Raw genomic sequence first — 21,660 nt, forward strand, 5'->3', positions numbered from 1 at the left:
TCCTTCTTGGGGAGAGAAATCATCCTTCTATTGTAGAGACCGCAAATTACGAATTGTAACTTGCATCCTAAAATTTTTGGACACCGATTTTCACTCAGAAAAACCTACCAATCAATCTTTTAGATCAAAGGTGGCACTAACAGGATAATGATCGGACAAAAACCAATTCTCTGGTCCGTTATGGACTTGGGCATCCTTACATTTTTCAGAAAGCCAAGGTGAAACCATAATATAATCTATGCGTTCCATACGTGAGAGAAGTTGATCGGTGGCTTCTTGATTGACCTCACCCAATACCCGCCCTGGAAAACTACCTCTTTCTGCTAATCCTGCAGTATATTTTTGAACTACATCAAATAAAGGCAATGAAAGAAATTTGGACATTACGGCATAATCCAAATCGCCATCTTCTAGATTACCGTTTAAACCCTTTCCCAAGTTGGATTCCCTTAATCTTGTTAACAAATAACCATTAGGATCATATAAATCAGCCTCAAAGGGCGAATGGGCATTAAAATCGCCCAATACCACGTATTTAGAAGTAGATTTGGTGATGGCATCCACTTTCGCAGATAGTATACCGGCCTCTTCCCGTCTTCTTGCAATACTTCCTGGGTGGAGATGAACTACCAAAAAATCAATTCCGTTAGTTTTACAGTGCAAAGCCCCGTGATGCATACCATCTACTATTTTCTCCTTGAGTTCAATAGGATACTTGGAGGTAAAACCAACTGAATAACCTGTTGTTTTCAACAAGACGGAATATCCATGGCCCCAAGCATTGGCATCTTCCTGCAACTTTTCCGGGTTATAGGCACACAATTCCTGAAGAGCCACCACATCTGGAGCCTGACTGCTTATCCAATTTTGAACTTTTCCCCTTCTTTCCTGATCCTTGCCCCAATCATATCCATTCCAAATGTTGTAGGTAATAATTTTGAATTCGCCCAGCTCACTTTGGGACATAAGTGAAAATGGGAGAATTGCAACTACGGTTAATAAAATATTTCGTAAAATCATTGATCTAATTTTATTTATATATTCATCTTATAGAATATGGCAGCCTTCATAAACACTTCAATTGGTAGCCCTACCTTTAAACCAGTTTATCGCGCTTATTTAGGACAAACACCTATCTAATTATTCATCCCGTATTCAATTCCTAAATCATTTTTCCTTATGGATTTCAGTTTTTCTGTTAACTTCAGCTGCATTTCCTGAACCACATCATCATAAGCTGGATTATGCGCCAAATTATTATATTGTTTGGCATCGTACTCCATGTCAAAAAGTTCCATTCCTGCTCCGGCATCTTCATCATACTGTATATAGGCCCATTTGTGGTTCCGTACTAAAAACGACTTACCTCCCTGGCTCACAGAAAAAGCAAAATCCCTTACTTCCACCTGGGGGTTGTTCAAAGTTTTTACAAGACTTTTCCCCTGTAATCCCTTGGAAGCCTCAATCCCCGCCAAATCGGCCAAGGTGGGATACAGGTCCAAAAGTTCTGAAAAGGAATTACAGACCGCCGGTGCTTTTCCAGGCACCTTGATAATCAAAGGAACCCTAACCGATTCCTCATGCAGGCTTACCTTCATCCAAAAACGGTGTTCCCCCAAATGAAAGCCGTGGTCCGAAGTAAAAACAACAATGGTATTGTCCTCCAAGCCTTCTTGCTCTAAAGCCTTTAATATTTTTCCCACCTGTGCATCCATATAGGCTACAGATGCATAATACCCAGCTACTGCCTTTTTTTCCTGTTCCTCCGACATTTCCCCATTTACACTGGTTACATAGTTAATTCCACGAGCAGGAATATCGTCCCAATCATTTTCAACTTTAGGCGGCAATACCATTTGCTCATGTGGATAAGGTTCAAAATACTTACTTGGAGCCACAAATGGCACATGGGGTCTTACCAGCCCAACCGCCAAAAAGAAAGGATTGTTTTTGTGCTGTTTAATAAGTTCAACAGCTTTTTCAGCAGTTTTCCCATCAGAATGTGCCAAATCATCCCCATCCGCTTTTACAATGGTCATAACATTTCCGCCTTTCCTTGGCTTAAGTCCGTATGGATTATTTTGCACCAATTCGGCCTCCCCTTCCGCTGTCCATTCTGGACCTTGACTATTAAAGCGTTCGGTCCATGAGGCCTCGTCGTCCTGCCCATTGGAACCCGTCTCAATATCTATAGGCACTCCCATATGGTATATCTTGCTTACCCTTGCCGTATAATATCCGTTATCCTTGAACAATTGTGTAAGTGATTTTCGTGAGGGTCCCACGTTTTCCCTGCCACTGACATAGCCATAAGTGGTAGTAGCGTTGGGATAATAGCCAAACATTAAAGAAGCTCTAGAAGGGCCACAGACGGGATATTGGGTATAGGCTCTGGTATATTTGGTGCCCTCAGCTGCCAAATTATCAATATTCGGGGTATGAGACATCTTATTTTCATAGGACGAGACTGCAGTAGCAGTTAAATCGTCCGCAATTATAAACAGTACATTGGGTTTATTGTTCTTGTTCTTTTTACTAGGTATGCCCTGTTGTGATTGTCCTATAAAGAAACACAACATAAAGAGACAAAAAAGCCATTTTCTCATTTTAAACATACTTTTAAGTTTGATCAATAGAAACATATTAAACACATTGGAATATTAATTAATGCCAATTTATTTTTCACAATACCGCCAATCTCAAAGAAGCTATGGTATTAAAGGGCCATTGCATGTTAGTTTTCAGCGTTGGAAAAACGAATCTAATAAATACAAATAAGACTCTGTTAAAAAGCTACATAAATCCTAAAAAATTCTCCTATTTTTGCGCCATGGGCAGAAAGAATACAAGACAAGTTTTTGAAAACGTAGAAGTAGTAGATGCAGGAGCCAAAGGCAAAACAATAGGAAAAGCTCCCGACGGACGGGTGATTTTCCTGACCAACACTGTCCCAGGGGATGTGGTGGACGTTATGACCACCAAAAAAAGAAAGGCCTATTTCGAAGGGGTTGCTACCAAATTCCATACTTTATCCAACAAAAGAACCACTCCAGTTTGTGAACATTTTGGGGTATGCGGCGGATGTAAATGGCAAGATATGGGCTATGAGCACCAGCTGTTTTATAAGCAAAAGGAGGTAGAGAACAACCTACGTAGAATTGGCCATTTGGAATTGCCAAAAACCAGTACCATCCTAGGCTCTAAAAATCAGTATTTCTATAGGAACAAAATGGAATTTTCTTTTTCGGATAGCCGATGGTTAACCTTGGAGGAAATAAACTCCGGTAAGGAAATAGACGATAAAAATGCCCTAGGATTTCACATCCCAGGTATGTGGGACAAAATATTGGATATTAAAAAATGTCATTTGCAGGAAGATCCTTCCAATGCGATCAGGTTGGAAATAAAGGATTTTGCCATTAAAAACAATCTATCTTTTTTCAACCCCAGGAATCAATGGGGTATGCTGCGCACGGTTATGATACGTACCTCCTCTACTGGTGAAATCATGGTCATGGTCCAGTTCTATGAGGACGATTTGAAAAAAAGGGAATTATTGATGAACCATTTGGCGGCAAGCTTTCCAGAAATAACTGCTTTGTTATATGTCATCAATCAAAAACAAAATGACACTATATATGACCAAGAAATAATATGTTATTCCGGACGGGATCATATTTTTGAAGAAATGGAGGGGCTACAGTTTAAAATAAATGCCAAATCCTTTTATCAAACAAACTCGGACCAAGCATATGAACTATATAAAGTAACCCGGGATTTCGCCGGACTTACCGGAAATGAATTGGTTTATGACCTTTACACCGGTACGGGGACCATTGCCCAATTCGTAGCCAAAAAAGCTAAAAAGGTAATAGGCATAGAAGCTGTTCCCGAGGCTATTGCCGATGCCAAGGCCAATGCAAAAAGAAACAAAATAGACAATGTAGATTTCTTTGTAGGGGATATGAAGAATGTCTTTAATCCAGCTTTCATTAAGGAACACGGAAGGCCAGATCTAATTATTACCGATCCTCCCAGAGATGGTATGCATGCGGCTGTTGTACAGCAAATTCTATCCATTGCTCCAGAAAAGGTCGTATATGTAAGCTGTAACAGCGCTACACAAGCCAGAGATTTGGAAATGATGAAGGAGGATTATGAAATATTGAAAGTGCAGCCCGTAGATATGTTTCCGCAAACCCATCATGTTGAAAATGTTGTACTTTTGAAAAAACGGACCAAATAGTCCACTCGAGCATGAAGAAATTCTATATTCCAATACTAGTTTTAATTACATTCATCAGCTTTGGAGCCTGCGAAAAAGATGATATCTGTATAGACGGGGACACCCCACTACTAGTGATAAGATTTTATGATGTGGACGATCCCACCGAATTAAAAAAGGTAACCAAATTTAGAATTGTGGGAGTCGGTCAGAATACTACAGTTACAACCGTATCCGACAGAACCGATTCTGATTCCATTGCCATTCCCTTAAAGGTTACAGAAAACACCACAGGTTTTTATTTTATTAGCAACTCTTCAGATGTTGAAACTACAGATTCTGGCGGCGAAACAGTTACCGTTGAAGGGGGGGATTTAGATACCTTGTACTTAAATTACAATAGAATAGATAAGTTTATTTCCAGGGCGTGTGGATATATTGCCAATTATGAAGATTTGAGCGGCGATCTAAAAACGGAAACCGATAACTGGATAAAGGATATAGAAATTGTAACCCCATTGGTAGAAAATTCAACAGCGGCCCATGTTAAGATATATCATTAGTAGTTTTTTATTTCTCACCTTTCTTTTGGGATATTCCCAAAGCAAGCCTATCGACTTGCAGCCAAAAGATACTGTGGCCCACACTGACCCCTATGGCATTAGGGTAGGAATAGATCTTAGCCGCCTATTGATTTCATTTTTAAATGATGACTACCAAGGACTTGAATTGGTTGGGGATTATAGGATAACGAACAAACTGTATGTGGCCGCAGAACTGGGTAATGAAAAAAATACCAAGCAAGAGGACCTATACAATTTTACCACTTCCGGAAGCTATATAAAACTTGGGGTGGATTATAATACCTATGGGAATTGGTATGGTATGAACAACTCAATACATGTAGGTGGGCGGTATGCCTATAGTACCTTTAGCCAAGCTTTGAATAATTATCAGATTTTTGACACCAACCGGTATTGGAACGATCCTGATTATCAAATTAATCCTGACCCGGACGCAGTTAATGATTTTCCGTGGGGATCAGATGTCGCCCAAGAATTTAGCGGATTAAATGCCAGTTGGCTGGAGGCCGTGTTAGGTATAAAAGCCGAACTCTTCGCCAACATTTATTTGGGAGCAAGTGTTCGTATTGGATTTTTGGTCAGCAACAAGGAACCGGATAGTTTTAGCAACCTATGGATACCTGGATTCAATAAAGTTACCGACGGGAGCAAATTTGGCGTTGGCTACAATTATTCCATCACCTATTTTTTACCGCTCTACAAAAAAGCTAAAAAAATTAAGGAAAAGGAAGAAAAGCAACCACCAATCCCAGAAAAACCTAGAGCTCCCGAAAACCCTTAATAAATATCCATTTCAACATCAGTTTCTCTCCTGATTTTGTTTTTACAGCACTAAATTTAGGCGCCAAAAAACTTGCTGCTACCGCAGCTATAAAGGCCAAGACCAGTGTGTTGAGTGATAAGAACATACCCAATAATAATCTGCCTGCCACAAATAAAATGGCGAAGCCCAGAAAATTAAAGATAAGGGCTTTATGTTTTGGTTTCAAGATTACGATACTTTTAAATTATTAAATACGGGCTATTCCGCTTTATTAAATTTGGCCTTCTTGCTCCCCTCGTACATTACGTATTTTACCAGGCGTGACTCCAAATGACTATTAAAGACCTTGATCTTCCTGGAAGGACGAAGCCCTACAAATTTTAAGGCCTCCAAGTTGGATGTAATGAACCAGGCATCGGTACCCGGATAATTACGTTTTAAAGTGTTTCCTATATCGGTATAAAAATCCTCCATTTCTATATCCAATCGCTCGCCATAAGGTGGATTGAACACCATATGCAAATGTTTATCCGTAAATTTTTCCGAATCAAAAAAGTTTTTCCTTTCCACGGTTATATAATCGGATAAATTAGCATTGAATATGTTATCCTGAGCCTTTCGCACCGCAGATGGCGCCTTGTCATAGCCAATAATCTTATGATTAAACTCTCTTGTCCTTTTTAGACTACTATCCACGATTTTTTCAAAAAGTTCGGCATCAAAATCGTGCCATTTCTCAAAGGCAAATTCCTTCCTATTAATATTGGCCGGAATATTACAGGCAATCATGGCTGCTTCTGTCAATAAAGTGCCACTACCACACATGGGATCCAAAAAGTCGCATTGGCCATCCCATCCACTTAACAACAATAGCCCCGCAGCCAAAACCTCATTTATCGGAGCAATATTCGTTGCTGTCCTGTACCCACGTTGATGTAACGACCTCCCTGATGAGTCCAGGGCCACATTGCACTGATCATTTTGAATATGGATATTGATCCTAACATCCGGGAATTTTATATCAACATCCGGCCTACTGCCATCAGTATCCCTAAACTTATCCACTATGGCATCTTTAGTTTTTTGGGATACATATAAGGAGTGGGTGAAGTTTTCACTATTTACTGTGGCGTCTATGGCAAAAGTTGTGGAGGTCGACAAATAATCGAACCAATCCATGGCATAGATTTTTTTATAAAGATCGTTCTCATCCCTAACGCGAAATGAATGGATGGGTTTCACGATTTTAATTGCAGTCCGCAAACAAAGGTTTGCCTTGTACATAAAACCCGTATCGCCTTCAAAAAAAACGCTCCTGACCCCTTCTTCCACATTTCCTGCACCAAGGTTGCGCAGTTCCTTTGCCAAAATTTCTTCAAAACCAAACATGGTCTTGGCCACCATTTTAAAATTATTGTTCATATCTACCTTTAAGATTAACGCAAAAATACGTTAATTTTAGCCCTTATTAGCCAATATGGTAATTTTGTAGAATACCAGAACCAATCCTAAATGAAATATTTATTACCCATTCTTGGCGTATTGCTGAGTTTTATCTTTGTATACTTCACAAAACCAAAAAACAAGGAAGTATTTAAACTACTCCTAGCTTTCAGTGGAGCGTTTTTACTGGCACTTACAGTATTTGAATTGTTCCCAGAAGTTTATGGTAGTGCGGAGCCAAAAACGGTCGGGGTTTTTATTATGCTGGGAATCCTACTCCAGATTTTTCTTGAATTCTTTTCCAAGGGTGCCGAACACGGACATGTTCATTTAGATCCCGAAAAATCGGATTTTCCGTGGATGCTTTTCATAAGCCTATGCATCCATTCCCTACTTGAAGGATTGCCTATAGAAAATCACGGTACTATTCTATACGGAATTTTAATACACAAAATTCCCATTGCCATCATCCTTAGCATATTTTTATTGAGCTCTAAGATTAAGTTGCAGTCCGCAATATTTTTTATAGTACTTTTTTCCTTGATGACTCCAATAGGCACCTACATAGCCGCCAATTATGAGTTTGTGCACACCTATGCAGTCTTACTTAATGCTCTGGTAATTGGAGTATTCCTTCATATATCAACAGTAATTTTGTTTGAAAGTTCGGAAGCGCACAAATTCAACCTGCGTAAATTGGTGGTCATTATACTGGGTATCATAATTGCTTATTCCCTCTAGATGTTCAGCAAAGAAGAATCAAAAAAGTTAAGGCAGGGTTTCTGGATTTCCTTTGGGAAGTCATTTCCAAGAAAATGGATTCTTTACAACACCGGAATAAAGGATTTCTCATTTAAATTCCACTTTGATTTGTCCACTGCCATGGTTTCTATGGATATTGAAAATCAAGATCTGGAGAAACGTCTGGAATTATGGGAAAAACTGATTTCACTCAAGTCGCTTTTTAATAAGGAATATCTACCTAATGCACTATTCGAGGATACGGTTTTACTTGATAACGGCAAGGAAATATCGAGAATCTCCGTCAGTTTAAGCAATGTTTCCATTCACAACAAAAACACTTGGCAGGAAACCATGGTTTTTTTGAAGGAAAACATGGCAAAATTCGAAGATTTCTTCCAAGAATACGAAGATATTATAAAGCCTTAAAGAACATCGATCAAAATAAAACACCAATGGCTGATGGCACCTCCCAAGACAAACAAATGCCAAATAAAATGATTATAAGGGATTCTCTCTATAGCGTAAAAAAGTATCCCGATAGTATAAAATGCTCCCCCTAGAAAAAGAGTTCCCAATCCAATAGTTGTTGTTTGACTAAGCAAATTATCCAAATCCAACAGGATCAACCAGCCCATTATCAAATATAGTAGAAGTGAAATAAACTCATATTTTCCTGTATAAAACAACTTCATTAGGGTACCAACTGCTGCTATACCCCAGACGGTATAGAATAGTAGCCACCCATTACCTTTTTCCAACATTATTAATGCTACCGGTGTATAGGTCCCGGCAATTAAAAAATATATGCTGATATGATCCAATATTCTTAATTTGTTTTTCAATTTGGGATCTCTAACGCGGTGGTATAATGTAGATGCGGTAAATAACAATACAAAAGTAAAGCTGTAAACACTAATGGAAAAAATTCCATAGGAATTGTGACCATCGTTAATAAGATAAAGGACAACAAAGCCTATCAACCCAAGAATGATACCTAGGGCATGTGAAAGGGTATTTAATTTTTCCTCTTTTTCCAGCATTTATAGGATGTTGATTATACAAAATTAACGAAAGTTAATTTTACAAAAATGCCTTAACCAAGGTAATTATGATATTGACCTTCTGCACAAATAACTGTTCCAACCAAGCAATTAGCCCCACCACACCAGTAGGCCTTACAGTTATAACTAAAACCACATTTGGCAACAATCAATCTACCTCAAAAACAATTTCGGAAGCCAGAGGTAAACCATCGTTGGTAATTCCTTGTATAACGACTTTGTAGACGGAGGATTTTGTTCCCGTAGGGAAAATTACTTTGGTCTTTCCACTAGTATCCATTTTAACTGTGGGCTCCCAATGTAGGGTTGTACTAAATTTTTTCCTATTTACCCCGAGGCCGTCATTTTTATAAGCCGGTTCGTAAAATTTTCTAGGCTGATAAAATCCCTGGTAATTCAACACATTGCCTACAACTCTATTTTTTTGATCCTTTAGCTCCTTCCCTGTTAAGGTGTATACCGCAATAACACCGTTACCTCCTTCAGAACCAAAAATGGATGCTCTAGTTCCCTTTAAAACATCTATAAAATCGACCTCCCAAACAGGAACGTTTTCAATTGCTTCTTGATTTACAGGAACACCATTTAAAAGGAAAAGAGGAGTGGTCCCTCTTTCCGAATTCATGGAATTAACACCTCTAATTGTCACAAATCCCCCATATACATCAACCCCTGGGACACGTGCTCGTAAAGCCGCCAAAATATTTGGATAGGGCTGATTTCTTATTTCGGAAAAATCCACTGTATTGGATACACTGCTGTAAATAGAATTTGTACTTCTTTTTGTATCCATCTCCTTCTTCTTGGACCTTCCTTCAGTTAAGATCAATACTTCATCCAATTGGATCAATTTCATCATTTCGTTTTCAAAATTCGTATCAAAGCCTTTTCTTGCATGAGGATTCTCCAAATATTGTTCAAAGCCGGTAGCTTCCCTTAGTCTGAACTCCCTCTTAAGGGAACTGACTGGTGCAGGTCTTATGGAATCCAAGTGAACAGCAAATTCCTTCATTGGACGCTCATAATCCACCATTTCAAAAGCCAATTTATTATCTTCCGTAATATCTAGCCCCAAAAACTTAAAACCTCCATCTTCGTCTGATTTTACGCTTAGGCGCCCCATCAAATTACTGTCTTGAAAAGTTAATTTCACAGTGGCCACATCCGGCCTATCCGGATTATGAAATTTACGCACCTCTCCTTCCACAGAAATCCCCATTTCCTTGACAAACTCAAAGGAATCTCCTTGGGTACGTGGCATATCATTTACAATAAATTGTCGCCACCCCTGGGTCATCATCAATAGGTCCAAAAACTGCCTTCTTTTAGGATCTTCCGAATAAAAGTAATAACCAGGATTTTCTATTTTCCCTTTTACTTCTGAATTTAACAACAAATACGTTCGTATGTCAGATTGATGTTCCCTAGGTGATGAAGCTGCTAAATCCGTAACAGAAATGGACATATTTGATCCGAAATTCGATATTTCCTTCCCTTGGGAATCCAGCTCTACACTTAGTTCCACCGTGCTGTTTTTGGTACTGGTTTGTGAAGTAGGAATAATTTTTATTTGGGGAGACGAACTGCCATCATCATAAAATACCAATCTTTCGGATATGGCTTTACTCTTTTCATCCACAAGTGTAAATTGGGCAATACCGGTCACAAGGAGCTTTTTATCGACCTTAAAAACAGCTACAGATTTATCCTGATTAATTTCTGCATTATATATTGTTCCCGTGCGCTGGCTACCCAGTAAAACATAGCCGTTTAGCCCCTTGACACTTGCTGTTTGAATATTTATTTGATAATAATCCCTTAATTCCTGGACCCGCATTACAATTCCATCATTAACTCCTTGTGGCAGATCATAGGAATATTTTTTGTTATTGTACAAAATATTGGCAGTGTATTTTCTTCCCGCTACGGGCTTAATATCAAAGAGTCCCATCCCTAAATGGGCAGAAGTAAATTCAGTGATTTGAACCCCGGTATCATCTAAAATTACACCTTCAATATCTATAGACCTGCCATCTGCCCCTATTATCTTGAAACCGACTCGATTAAAATAATCATTGACCAAGTGCCCACCCTCAGGAAAAAATTGCAAATCGGGCATTTGCCCTTCCAATAACACTTCCGATTCCACCTGATCATTCCGATCCAAAGCCGTCGCAGTGCTTTTCGTTATAAAGTTCAATGGACTAATATATATCTGCTGCCTAAAAAAATAGGCCTCGTCAAAATTTCGCATATAGTTTGTATAGGCCCTTAGCGTATACCCACCTCCATTTAAATCTGAAGGCAGGGCAAAGTCCCCATTGCCAATTCCATCTTCTATCCTAATTATTTTGAAGTCTATTATTTTGTTGTCCGGACCTACAATATCTACATATACTACATTCCTTATAGCATCCCATAGATGGGAAGCTGCGTTTAAAAGGTATACTTTGAACCAAATATCTTCCCCTGCATTGTAATATGACTTGTCCAAATGCAAGAATACCTTTTCCCTATAATTGATGGAATCATTAGCTATAGAATATTTTGATGTCTCCTGTCCTTGGAAATAAGTGAAATTAGTGAACACTATCCAAAGAAATAATACTAATGATGATCTTTTCAAAAGGCTCAATATTAAGTTAGACTGTACAATTAAATCTACAATTTTTTCTTTACAAAAAAATCACAATTTAACAGTGGCAAAGAGAAATATTCCCGAACCACTTGCACATTAAGATATAAGAGTGAGCAATTTCATCAAGAACCTACTAGTGTCTGTTTAATAACAACTAAGCCAACAAACTGCAGGTAATCTATTCAGTATTATTGGACAATAAGCTTGGCCCTCATCACCGATGAATGACCTGGAAAAGTACATACTATCCAATATTCGCCAGGTTCCTCTGGCATTTTAACATAAATTTTTTCCGCTGTTTCCGGTTGCATAATAGCGGTGTGATAAAGAACTAAATCGGTATCCGGAACATAGTTATAATCCGGTCCATCAAGGCCCAGCATCAAGGCCATTTGCCCTACCTTATCTACCGACTCCTTGCCCTTCTGGGTAATTACTAGGTTGTGCATCATATCGTCGTTATTGTTAAAAGTGAGCTCTACCTTAGCTCCCCTTTTAACCTGCACTTCCTCAACATCATACTTCAAACCCGGTTTGGTACCGATCATCAATTTTTGATCGGACTTATTGTTCCAATCACTGGGCATTTTGATAATTCTTTTGGGTTGTACGATAGTTTTACCCGATTTAACCATACCAGTCATCTGCGGAGACTTTAACACTCCACCTGGGACTTCGTTAAGTGTGTAATAACCCGTGTCATGCAGTAGTTTCTTTCCCGAATTAGAGGTAAGGTCTGGAATTTTTATCTCGTGGATAAAACCCAAACGCATGCCGTGCAATGTTAATTTTACTGACAATCCATCTGAAGACACCTCGGCTTTGTGTACCATAACCGGTTGTTCTTCCACTATGGGACTACCGTAGGTATTGTGATATTGGTAAGTAAAACTTTTCATTTCGTAATTAGTTACTTGACTGCCCAACTTTTTATTCACAGGTTGAGTGAATTCCAATTGAAATCCATCATCAAGCGCTTTCATAGTTTTTATTTCAAAGGGTACTTTCCCCGTCCACTCCAATCTTTGCAGGCCATATGGAGCTTTCCCTGTTGAGGCCCATCCCCTACTTGTCATCCCCACAAACATACTGGAATCACTGCCCCAGATCATGCGCAATATTCCTGATGAAAAACCTTCACGAAATAAGAAGGAAGCACCTTGGTACACCCCATTGACCTTCTCCATAAATACCCGCATAATCTTACTGTGGCCTTGGTCACCGATAAACATTTGGCCTTCAAAGGGCCCAAATTTTCCATTGGTAGTATCATAAAGAATATCTGAAGTAGAAATCCCTTGAATGGTATGCGGGAACCAGATAGCTGGAGCCTTAAGGGCCGGTACCTTTTTAGCGTATTCATAAAGACTTAGGCCCGATTGCTTTTCGATTTCTTCCTGTTTCAATTTTAATGGTGATTGCGGGTCATCTGTCCAACGTAATCCTTCCGGATTACCAGCAAAATCGCCCACTTCCAAATGGGTCATCCTTCCGGAACCTACCCAATCCCCTTGATTTTCGGTATAAAAATAGTCGCCTTCAGCATTCACATTAAAACCTGCAGGTGACCTTAAGCCGGTTGCAATAGGGGTCATTTCCCCTTCTGGTGTTATTTTCAACATCCATCCCCTCCATTTTACCAAACTAGCCCCGTGGCCTATCCAGGACAAATTTAAGGTGACCAACATATCCCCATTGGGCAAAATTAACGGTCCATAGGAATAATCGTGGTAATTACCGGACAAAGGCCATGTATAAATGGTCTTATAACTGTCGGCCTTGCCATCCCCATTCCTGTCATCCAATCTAGTAAGTTCACCTCGTTGGGAAAGATAGAAACCATTGTCCTTATAAGCCAAACCCAAGGTTTCGTGCATTCCGTGCGCAAATCTCTTATAAACCGGTTTTGGACTATACGGCTTTTCTATTAACCATACTTCACCCCTTCTGGTAGACACCCCCAACTTATCGTCATCTGTAAATGCCAATCCTCCTACTTCCAATACAACATCATTTGGAATGGGCACATCCACTATTTTATAATATTCCGCTTCCTTTTTGGCCATTTCCGAACTACTCTGTCCAAATGTACCTTGTACTGTCCCTAATAGGATTATAAAGAAAACTGCCTGTCTTAAAATCTGCATAATTGGTTGTTTTGGGTTACCAAATAATATTGTAAGTAATATTCCCACCACCTGCGGGTATTTTTAGAAGTAATTCATCCTTGCCATTGGATTGACGGATAATGGGATTTAAGTCGCTATTTCCGGAAAAATCGATAAAATAACTTTCATCGTTGACAATGAAGGTGCCATCTTCCAGCTTCTTAATGGATTCCCCTTCGGCAATTTTATGCCAAATGTCCTCATTGCCCGAAATGCCAATGCTGCGCTCAAGTCCACGTCCATTCTCAGAGATTTTAAACGAATTGCTAATAGACGTCCCTTCTTCCTGATGTAAAAAAACAGGTAGTCCATTGTCCCTCATTTCGTAACCCAATGGTTTAAACCTTATGTTGGACGGTATGCTATCTGGCCAAACCATGTCCTTATTCTCCAAAGTCATAAAATCTGGATCTCCATGAAAGGATACTGAAAATCCCTTTGGTTCCGCCAGCTGACTATTGCCACGGGAATGCCACATTTGGGTAACATCCAGAAAATCGCCTTGCCATACTTGTAGCAGGGCCCCTCTGCTTAAATCGTATGAATAATTTATACGTTCAGGACTCCCAACCGCAATACAGTGTGTCCTTTTTTCATCACCATGCATCATATATCCACGTTGGGTAATAGTCTCTTCTGCCACCGTAATAAGTACATCATTATCCGATCCCTTCTTAGCTGCACTTAAAGAGTTTTTTGCATGTAAGGGCATTTTTTGCATTTCAGGACCTTCTACATCTATTCTGAATCCAGTATTCCAAGGATTGTGTTTATTGTAAATAAACTTAAAAGGAAGAGTACCTTTATCCAACTCCACTACTCCTATTCCCGGTTCATCCAAACTAAAGTTGCCATTTAAATCAACAACGGTATCATTGCCAATCAATAAAAGGGCTCCGCCATGATTTAACCCAATATTAAAGAGATACTTGCCAGCGTTGGGAATAACCATTTGACCATTATACTTCAGTATTCTTTTCACCCTATCTCCTGTGACCATTTTGGCTGAAATACTGTCAGCCTTTATATCCCTAACCACATTAAGAGTGTCCAAACCGGCAATTGTATCAGAATTACTTTCAATTTCTATCATATACATGTCGGTCAAGGTCAGCTTTTTATCTACATACTTTTTATACATGATGTTCTTTAGCGCAACGGGACCGTGATCGCCTTGAATCATCAATGGGCCTGTTGCCTTTTCATCCTGAAAAGCAGAAGACCTTGTAGGGCCTGTAACTTCAACATTTTCTTGAATCAACACGCCATTTAACCATACCTCTTGGAAAACGGCATTCTTTGTCTTATGACCTGAATCATCAAATTTGGGAGCATGAAAAATAATTTTAAAATGCTGCCAAAGTCCAGGTGATTTTGATGCATTTAACTTTGGAGAATGTCCTTCGAAATTCTCATTTCCCTTACCGCGGGCATCATCCCATCTCTGATAAATTCCGCCCATATCACCGGATGTTGGTTCCTTTACTCCCCAACTATCCAATAATTGCACTTCATATCTGCCCTGAAAATAAATTCCGGAATTAGAATTGACCGGCATAATTACATCCACTTCAATTTCGATATCCCCATGGTCAAAATTTGTGAATATGTGCCCATTTTTTTTGGTCTCCTTCTCTGGAATATTGGCCAAAATTCCCTTTCCAGGGGAGAATGTCAACGTTTTATCCAATGATCTATCAGCATACACATCCCCTACAATTTTCCAATTGGGAGTCTCTACTTTAAACCCGGACAAATCATCCAGAGACAATTCAGAAAATGGTAAATAATCCTTGATTTTAGGGGATTCTTCGGTGGTAGTTGCAGTTTCTTTCGACGGACGATCACCGCATGAAATTATAATCAGCAATAATCCACTTAAAAACAATGGGATTTTCATAAAATTGAAGCTTAAGTTTGGTGGAACAGTAGTTACATACCTTAAATATATAACTATAAGTTATAAAACTCCAATTTCACTAACAATATGACACAGACCGCTTTTTTGCCAAGTCCCCGATCATAGGACATTTAATCTACGAAAAGGTTTTCGTAACATTATGAAGTCATTTATATAAGTTAGGTACAAGCAGAAGCCTCTAAAGGAAAATGATCATAATTGCGGGTGTTATAAAACACTGTTTGCCCATTGATTTAATGTACCAATTATTCAATGTAGCAATGTATCAATTGGATAATTTGAAGATGAGACAATTTGATGATTTGAAAATGTGGAAATTCCATTAATACGGAAATGTAGCAATTGTTCAATGTACCAATTGTTTAATTTGGAAATTTGACAATTGATTGATTTGAAGATGTGGAAATTCCATTAATACGGAAATGTAGCAATTGTTCAATGTACCAATATAACAATTGGCCTGTTGCGAAGGGCCTACTGCGCAAAGACTCGCGGTCTTGTAATTTCCGTCGCTTACTGGGCGTGCATCCAATGACCGTCCTAGAGTGCAAACGGAGTGCCGCACTAAGGGCTACGGGAACTGATCACACCATTCGGCGTACAATTATGAAAGTTTAGTGCAAAAAAAAGTCGCTGCTGCGCAAAGTCTCCCGACTTTGAGCTCTCTTCCCTTGCAGGGGCGTGCCCATGCTGGGTTTAGGGCAAAAAAAAGCACCTACCGTAAAACGGTAAGTGCTTTCAAAAAAAGGCGGCGGCCTACTCTCCCACTTGGTGTAGCAGTACCATCGGCGCAGACGGGCTTAACTTCCCTGTTCGGAATGGTAAGGGGTGGGCCCCGTCGCCATGGCCACCTAAAACTGTCAGTGTTTTTCCATAGCCCTTGGGCCATGGTCTGCCCGAACTGCATTGCAGGGCGGGCCACCTAAAAACTTCTATACTTTAATGTCCGGTACCCTACAGCGGGTGCTGAGCGTAGCCGAAGCATGACATAATAATGGGACAGGGCGGCCTTTTCGGTCGCACTTATGTAAGGTAATCTACAAGAGACGTGTTGTTAAAAAAAGGTTTGTTGCGCCCCGCGGTTTCCCGCGGGACGGCGTTTGCGCAAGCCAACGGGCAATTAGTACCACTCGGCTACGGACATTGCTGCCCTTCCACCTATGGCCTATCGACGTGGTCATCTCCCACGGCCCTTTAAAGAAATCTCATCTTGTGGCGGGTTTCGCGCTTATATGCTTTCAGCGCTTATCCCATCCCGACATAGCTACCCAGCAATGCCCCTGGCGGGACAACTGGTGCACCAGCGGTCGGTCCAACCCGGTCCTCTCGTACTAGGGTCAGGTCCACTCAAATTTCTAACGCCCGCAGTAGATAGAGACCGAACTGTCTCACGACGTTCTGAACCCAGCTCGCGTGCCACTTTAATGGGCGAACAGCCCAACCCTTGGGACCTTCTCCAGCCCCAGGATGTGACGAGCCGACATCGAGGTGCCAAACCCCCCCGTCGATATGAGCTCTTGGGGGAGATCAGCCTGTTATCCCCGGCGTACCTTTTATCCTTTGAGCGATGGCCCTTCCATGCGGAACCACCGGATCACTATGCTCTACTTTCGTACCTGGTCGACCTGTATGTCTCTCAGTCAAGCGCCCTTGTGCCATTGCACTCTGCACACGATTGCCAACCGTATTGAGGGCACCTTTAGAAGCCTCCGTTACTCTTTTGGAGGCGACCACCCCAGTCAAACTACCCACCACGCACTGTCCTCCCATTAGGGAGTTAGGCCCCGGACAAACAAAGGCTGGTATTTCAACAATGACTCCACCACACCTGGCGATGCAGCTTCAAAGTCTCCCAGCTATCCTACACATTGGTTGCCCAAGGTCAATACGAAGCTATAGTAAAGGTGCACGGGGTCTTTTCGTCCCACTGCGGGTAACCGGCATCTTCACCGATACTACAATTTCACCGAGCTCATGGCCGAGACAGTGTCCAGATCGTTGCACCATTCGTGCAGGTCGGAACTTACCCGACAAGGAATTTCGCTACCTTAGGACCGTTATAGTTACGGCCGCCGTTTACTGGGGCTTCAATTCAATGCTTCTCCTTGCGAATGACATCTCCTCTTAACCTTCCAGCACCGGGCAGGTGTCAGGCCCTATACTTCATCTCTCGATTTTGCAGAGCCCTGTGTTTTTGATAAACAGTCGCCTGGACCTCTTCACTGCGGCCACGCTAGAAGCGTGGCGACCCTTCTCCCGAAGTTACGGGTCTATTTTGCCTAGTTCCTTAGCCATGAATCTCTCGAGCGCCTTAGAATACTCATCCCAACCACCTGTGTCGGTTTGCGGTACGGGCTGCTTCACTTGGTTTTCTCGGAGGATGTTAAGCTGGATTATCACCTTGGCCGGAGCCTCAGTGTACTATCGGGGCGTCACCGCTCCCTTCAACGTACTATTCCGTCAGTACGCACCAACGCCACATCCCCGTCACTTTTAATGTGAGCAGGTACAGAAATATTAATCTGTTGTCCATCCACTGCCCCTTTCGGGTTCGTGTTAGGTCCCGACTGACCCCCAGCTGATTAGCATAGCTGGGGAAACCTTGGTCTTTCGGCGTGCGGGTTTCTCGCCCGCATTATCGTTACTTATGCCTACATTTTCGTTTGTAGCTCCTCCAGCAACCCTTACAGATCGCCTTCAGCGGCACTACAATGCTCCCCTACCCCTCTGTACCGAGTACAGAAGTCACAGCTTCGGTGATATGCTTATGCCCGATTATTATCCATGCGGAACCGCTCGACCAGTGAGCTGTTACGCACTCTTTAAATGAATGGCTGCTTCCAAGCCAACATCCTGGCTGTCAGTGCAGTTCCACCGCGTTATATCAACTTAGCATATACTTTGGGACCTTAGCTGGTGATCTGGGTTCTTTCCCTCTCGGACATGGACCTTAGCACCCATGCCCTCACTGCGCACAATCATTTCATAGCATTCGGAGTTTGTCAGGAATTGGTAGGCGGTGAAGCCCCCGCATCCAATCAGTAGCTCTACCTCTATAAAACTATGTACACGCTGCACCTAAATGCATTTCGGGGAGTACGAGCTATTTCCGAGTTTGATTGGCCTTTCACCCCTACCCACAGGTCATCCCAAGACTTTTCAACGTCAACGGGTTCGGTCCTCCACTGTGTGTTACCACAGCTTCAACCTGCCCATGGGTAGATCACACGGTTTCGCGTCTACTACTACTGACTATGGCGCCCTGTTCAGACTCGCTTTCGCTACGGATCCGCACCTGAAGTGCTTAACCTTGCCAGTAAAAGTAACTCGTAGGCTCATTATGCAAAAGGCACGCCGTCATCCCGCCGAGGCGGGACTCCGACCGCTTGTAGGCGTATGGTTTCAGGATCTTTTTCACTCCCTTGTTCAGGGTTCTTTTCACCTTTCCCTCACGGTACTGGTTCACTATCGGTCTCTCAGGAGTATTTAGTCTTGGCGGATGGTCCCGCCGGATTCACACAGGGTTTCACGTGCCCCGCGCTACTCAGGATACCACTATGGATAACGTCCTTTGCCTGTACCGGGCTATCACCGTCTACGGCCCCTCTTTCCAAAGGGTTCCAGTTCATCGCGCATCCAATATCGTGGTCCTACAACCCCACAAATGCCGAAACAGTTATGGTTTGGACTAATCCGCTTTCGCTCGCCACTACTCACGGAATCACTTTTGTTTTCTCCTCCTCCGGCTACTTAGATGTTTCAGTTCACCGGGTTTGCCTCCCTTACGGGATACCATACCTTCAATATGGTGGGTTGCCCCATTCGGATACCTGCGGATCATATCGTATGTGCCGATCCCCGCAGCTTTTCGCAGCTTATCGCGTCCTTCTTCGCCTCTGAGAGCCTAGGCATTCCCCATACGCCCTTATCCAGCTTGTCGCCAGACCTTTATGTTATTCGCGGGCCCAAATTCCGCGGCAGCGTCCTAAGGGCCCTCTCTCGTATTCTTGTACTTTACTTTACTTTTGTGTTTCTTTTTCAGCGTACGCAAAGACCTGAATCTTTTGCGCACCCTGTCCCAATATGTCAATGAACGTTTATCAGTCCGCAGTAACGGTATCCAGACAGCAGTACAAAACTGCTTACTGTAAACCGATTTCTGTTTACTGTTTTGTGGAGAATATCGGAGTCGAACCGATGACCTCCTGCGTGCAAGGCAGGCGCTCTAGCCAGCTGAGCTAATCCCCCGTTTTCCTATAAGTCGGCAGTTGCCAGTCAATAGTCGGCAGGTTTCCCAACTTCTAGAATTTCCAATACTTCAATCTTAATGAACGTTTCAAAACTTTAAACTTTTAAACTTAAAACCTTGAACTTGCAGCATCGCTGCATCGTAGTCTCAGGCAGACTCGAACTGCCGACCTCTACATTATCAGTGTAGCGCTCTAACCAGCTGAGCTATGAGACTCACTATAGTTTTTTATGTTGTAAAAACAGAAATCGAAAAAACGGGCCCTTGAAAAAGCCGACATGGGCAAATTCTCTAGAAAGGAGGTGTTCCAGCCGCACCTTCCGGTACGGCTACCTTGTTACGACTTAGCCCTAGTTACCGATCTTGCCCTAGGCCGCTCCTTGCGGTGACGGACTTCAGGCACTCCCGGCTTCCATGGCTTGACGGGCGGTGTGTACAAGGCCCGGGAACGTATTCACCGGATCATGGCTGATATCCGATTACTAGCGATTCCAGCTTCACGGGGTCGAGTTGCAGACCCCGATCCGAACTGTGACCGGTTTTATAGATTCGCTCCTGGTTGCCCAGTGGCTGCTCTCTGTACCGGCCATTGTAGCACGTGTGTGGCCCAGGACGTAAGGGCCGTGATGATTTGACGTCATCCCCACCTTCCTCGCGGTTTGCACCGGCAGTCCCGTTAGAGTCCCCATCTTTACATGCTGGCAACTAACGGCAGGGGTTGCGCTCGTTATAGGACTTAACCTGACACCTCACGGCACGAGCTGACGACAACCATGCAGCACCTTGTGATCTGCCCGAAGGAGGCTCTATCTCTAAAGCTGTCAGACCACATTTAAGCCCTGGTAAGGTTCCTCGCGTATCATCGAATTAAACCACATGCTCCACCGCTTGTGCGGGCCCCCGTCAATTCCTTTGAGTTTCATCCTTGCGGACGTACTCCCCAGGTGGGATACTTATCACTTTCGCTTGGCCGCCCAGATTTGCATCCGGACAGCTAGTATCCATCGTTTACGGCGTGGACTACCAGGGTATCTAATCCTGTTCGCTCCCCACGCTTTCGTCCATCAGCGTCAGTATATGGTTAGTAACCTGCCTTCGCAATCGGTATTCTATGTAATATCTATGCATTTCACCGCTACACTACATATTCTAGTTACTTCACCATAACTCAAGACCACCAGTATCAAGGGCAATTCTACGGTTGAGCCGCAGACTTTCACCCCTGACTTAATGGCCCGCCTACGGACCCTTTAAACCCAATGATTCCGGATAACGCTCGGATCCTCCGTATTACCGCGGCTGCTGGCACGGAGTTAGCCGATCCTTATTCTTACGGTACCGTCAGAGGGGCACACGTGCCCCTTGTTCTTCCCGTACAAAAGCAGTTTACAATCCATAGGACCGTCTTCCTGCACGCGGCATGGCTGGATCAGGCTCCCGCCCATTGTCCAATATTCCTCACTGCTGCCTCCCGTAGGAGTCTGGTCCGTGTCTCAGTACCAGTGTGGGGGATCCCCCTCTCAGGGCCCCTACCCATCGCTGCCTTGGTAAGCCGTTACCTTACCAACTAACTAATGGGACGCATAGTCATCCTGTACCGTAGCCTTTAATGTACAAGCGATGCCGCTAATACATACCATGGGGCATTAATCCAAATTTCTCTGGGCTATTCCCCAGTACAGGGCAGATTCTATACGCGTTGCGCACCCGTGCGCCGGTCGCCGGCGGATAAGCAAGCTTATCCCCGCTGCCCCTCGACTTGCATGTGTTAGGCCTGCCGCTAGCGTTCATCCTGAGCCAGGATCAAACTCTTCATCGTTGATTCTTATATAACTTCGATCAACCCATAAAGGCATTTTTCCCG

At 42.5% G+C, this 21,660-nt stretch carries 13 protein-coding genes, 2 tRNA genes and 3 rRNA genes; 5 read left to right on the top strand and 13 right to left on the bottom strand.

Annotation, left to right across the window (positions count from 1 at the left end; genetic code table 11):
- Positions 1 to 111 precede the first annotated feature (111 nt).
- Entirely contained in the window at positions 112 to 1,020 is a 909-nt protein-coding gene (locus tag U735_RS0115655; RefSeq protein WP_083260712.1) for an endonuclease/exonuclease/phosphatase family protein, read from the bottom strand.
- Between the two features lie 116 nt (positions 1,021 to 1,136).
- On the bottom strand, positions 1,137 to 2,615 hold the full coding sequence (locus tag U735_RS0115660; protein ID WP_232233272.1) for a sulfatase: 1,479 nt from the start codon (positions 2,613 to 2,615) through the stop codon (positions 1,137 to 1,139).
- Between the two features lie 215 nt (positions 2,616 to 2,830).
- Between U735_RS0115660 and rlmD the strand changes: the two genes are divergently transcribed.
- The 3 genes from rlmD to U735_RS0115675 are packed head-to-tail and all read left to right on the top strand — an operon-like array spanning position 2,831 to position 5,590.
- Positions 2,831 to 4,246 carry a 23S rRNA (uracil(1939)-C(5))-methyltransferase RlmD gene (gene rlmD, locus U735_RS0115665; protein ID WP_031444738.1) on the top strand — a complete coding sequence of 472 codons (1,416 nt, stop codon included), beginning with the start codon at positions 2,831 to 2,833 and terminating at the stop codon, positions 4,244 to 4,246.
- A gap of 11 nt (positions 4,247 to 4,257) precedes the next feature.
- Positions 4,258 to 4,788 carry a DUF6452 family protein gene (locus tag U735_RS0115670; RefSeq protein WP_031444739.1) on the top strand — a complete coding sequence of 177 codons (531 nt, stop codon included), beginning with the start codon at positions 4,258 to 4,260 and terminating at the stop codon, positions 4,786 to 4,788.
- A complete protein-coding gene (locus U735_RS0115675) occupies positions 4,769 to 5,590 on the top strand; it encodes a DUF6048 family protein (protein WP_031444740.1) in 822 nt (273 codons plus the stop codon). The genes U735_RS0115670 and U735_RS0115675 overlap by 20 nt, the downstream gene beginning before the upstream one ends.
- On the opposite strand, the gene U735_RS0115680 is transcribed toward U735_RS0115675, so the two are convergent.
- Together U735_RS0115680 and U735_RS0115685 are read right to left on the bottom strand one after the other, a co-directional pair.
- Positions 5,568 to 5,798, bottom strand: coding sequence for a hypothetical protein (locus U735_RS0115680; RefSeq protein ID WP_031444741.1), 231 nt, complete (start codon positions 5,796 to 5,798; stop codon positions 5,568 to 5,570). The two genes, U735_RS0115675 and U735_RS0115680, sit on opposite strands and share 23 nt — an antisense overlap.
- Before the next feature lie 32 nt (positions 5,799 to 5,830).
- Positions 5,831 to 6,994, bottom strand: coding sequence for a THUMP domain-containing class I SAM-dependent RNA methyltransferase (locus tag U735_RS0115685; RefSeq protein WP_031444742.1), 1,164 nt, complete (start codon positions 6,992 to 6,994; stop codon positions 5,831 to 5,833).
- 90 nt (positions 6,995 to 7,084) lie between these two features.
- Between U735_RS0115685 and U735_RS0115690 the strand changes: the two genes are divergently transcribed.
- A complete protein-coding gene (locus tag U735_RS0115690; RefSeq protein WP_031444743.1) occupies positions 7,085 to 7,756 on the top strand; it encodes a ZIP family metal transporter in 672 nt (223 codons plus the stop codon).
- Positions 7,757 to 8,185, top strand: coding sequence for a DUF4268 domain-containing protein (locus U735_RS0115695; RefSeq protein WP_031444744.1), 429 nt, complete (start codon positions 7,757 to 7,759; stop codon positions 8,183 to 8,185).
- Here U735_RS0115695 and trhA read toward each other — a convergent pair.
- The 9 genes from trhA to U735_RS0115745 all read right to left on the bottom strand — a co-directional run bounded on the left by trhA (position 8,182) and on the right by U735_RS0115745 (position 21,615).
- Positions 8,182 to 8,799 (bottom strand): PAQR family membrane homeostasis protein TrhA, encoded by a 618-nt coding sequence (gene trhA, locus U735_RS0115700; RefSeq protein WP_031444745.1) that lies wholly within the window; start codon positions 8,797 to 8,799, stop codon positions 8,182 to 8,184. The genes U735_RS0115695 and trhA overlap by 4 nt on opposite strands.
- A gap of 169 nt (positions 8,800 to 8,968) precedes the next feature.
- Positions 8,969 to 11,446: a TonB-dependent receptor plug domain-containing protein gene (locus U735_RS0115710; RefSeq protein WP_146032796.1), complete on the bottom strand. Its 2,478-nt coding sequence runs from the start codon at positions 11,444 to 11,446 to the stop codon at positions 8,969 to 8,971.
- A 200-nt stretch (positions 11,447 to 11,646) separates the two neighbouring features.
- Positions 11,647 to 13,605, bottom strand: coding sequence for an auracyanin family protein (locus tag U735_RS0115715; RefSeq protein ID WP_034248519.1), 1,959 nt, complete (start codon positions 13,603 to 13,605; stop codon positions 11,647 to 11,649).
- Positions 13,606 to 13,621: 16 nt separating this feature from the next.
- Entirely contained in the window at positions 13,622 to 15,526 is a 1,905-nt protein-coding gene (locus tag U735_RS0115720; RefSeq protein ID WP_051892177.1) for a 3-keto-disaccharide hydrolase, read from the bottom strand.
- Between the two features lie 764 nt (positions 15,527 to 16,290).
- Positions 16,291 to 16,402 (bottom strand): 5S ribosomal RNA (gene rrf / locus U735_RS0115725).
- Positions 16,403 to 16,647: 245 nt separating this feature from the next.
- Positions 16,648 to 19,488: ribosomal RNA gene (locus U735_RS0115730) — 23S ribosomal RNA — on the bottom strand.
- A gap of 233 nt (positions 19,489 to 19,721) precedes the next feature.
- Positions 19,722 to 19,795: transfer RNA gene (locus tag U735_RS0115735), tRNA-Ala, on the bottom strand.
- 143 nt (positions 19,796 to 19,938) lie between these two features.
- Positions 19,939 to 20,012, bottom strand: a tRNA-Ile gene (locus U735_RS0115740).
- A 79-nt stretch (positions 20,013 to 20,091) separates the two neighbouring features.
- Positions 20,092 to 21,615 (bottom strand): 16S ribosomal RNA (locus tag U735_RS0115745).
- The 16S, 23S and 5S rRNA genes sit together here with 2 tRNA genes alongside, the layout of an rRNA operon.
- Positions 21,616 to 21,660: the final 45 nt, after the last annotated feature.

Source organism: Arenibacter algicola, from assembly GCF_000733925.1.
In the GTDB taxonomy this organism is placed as follows: Bacteria; Bacteroidota; Bacteroidia; order Flavobacteriales; family Flavobacteriaceae; genus Arenibacter; species Arenibacter algicola.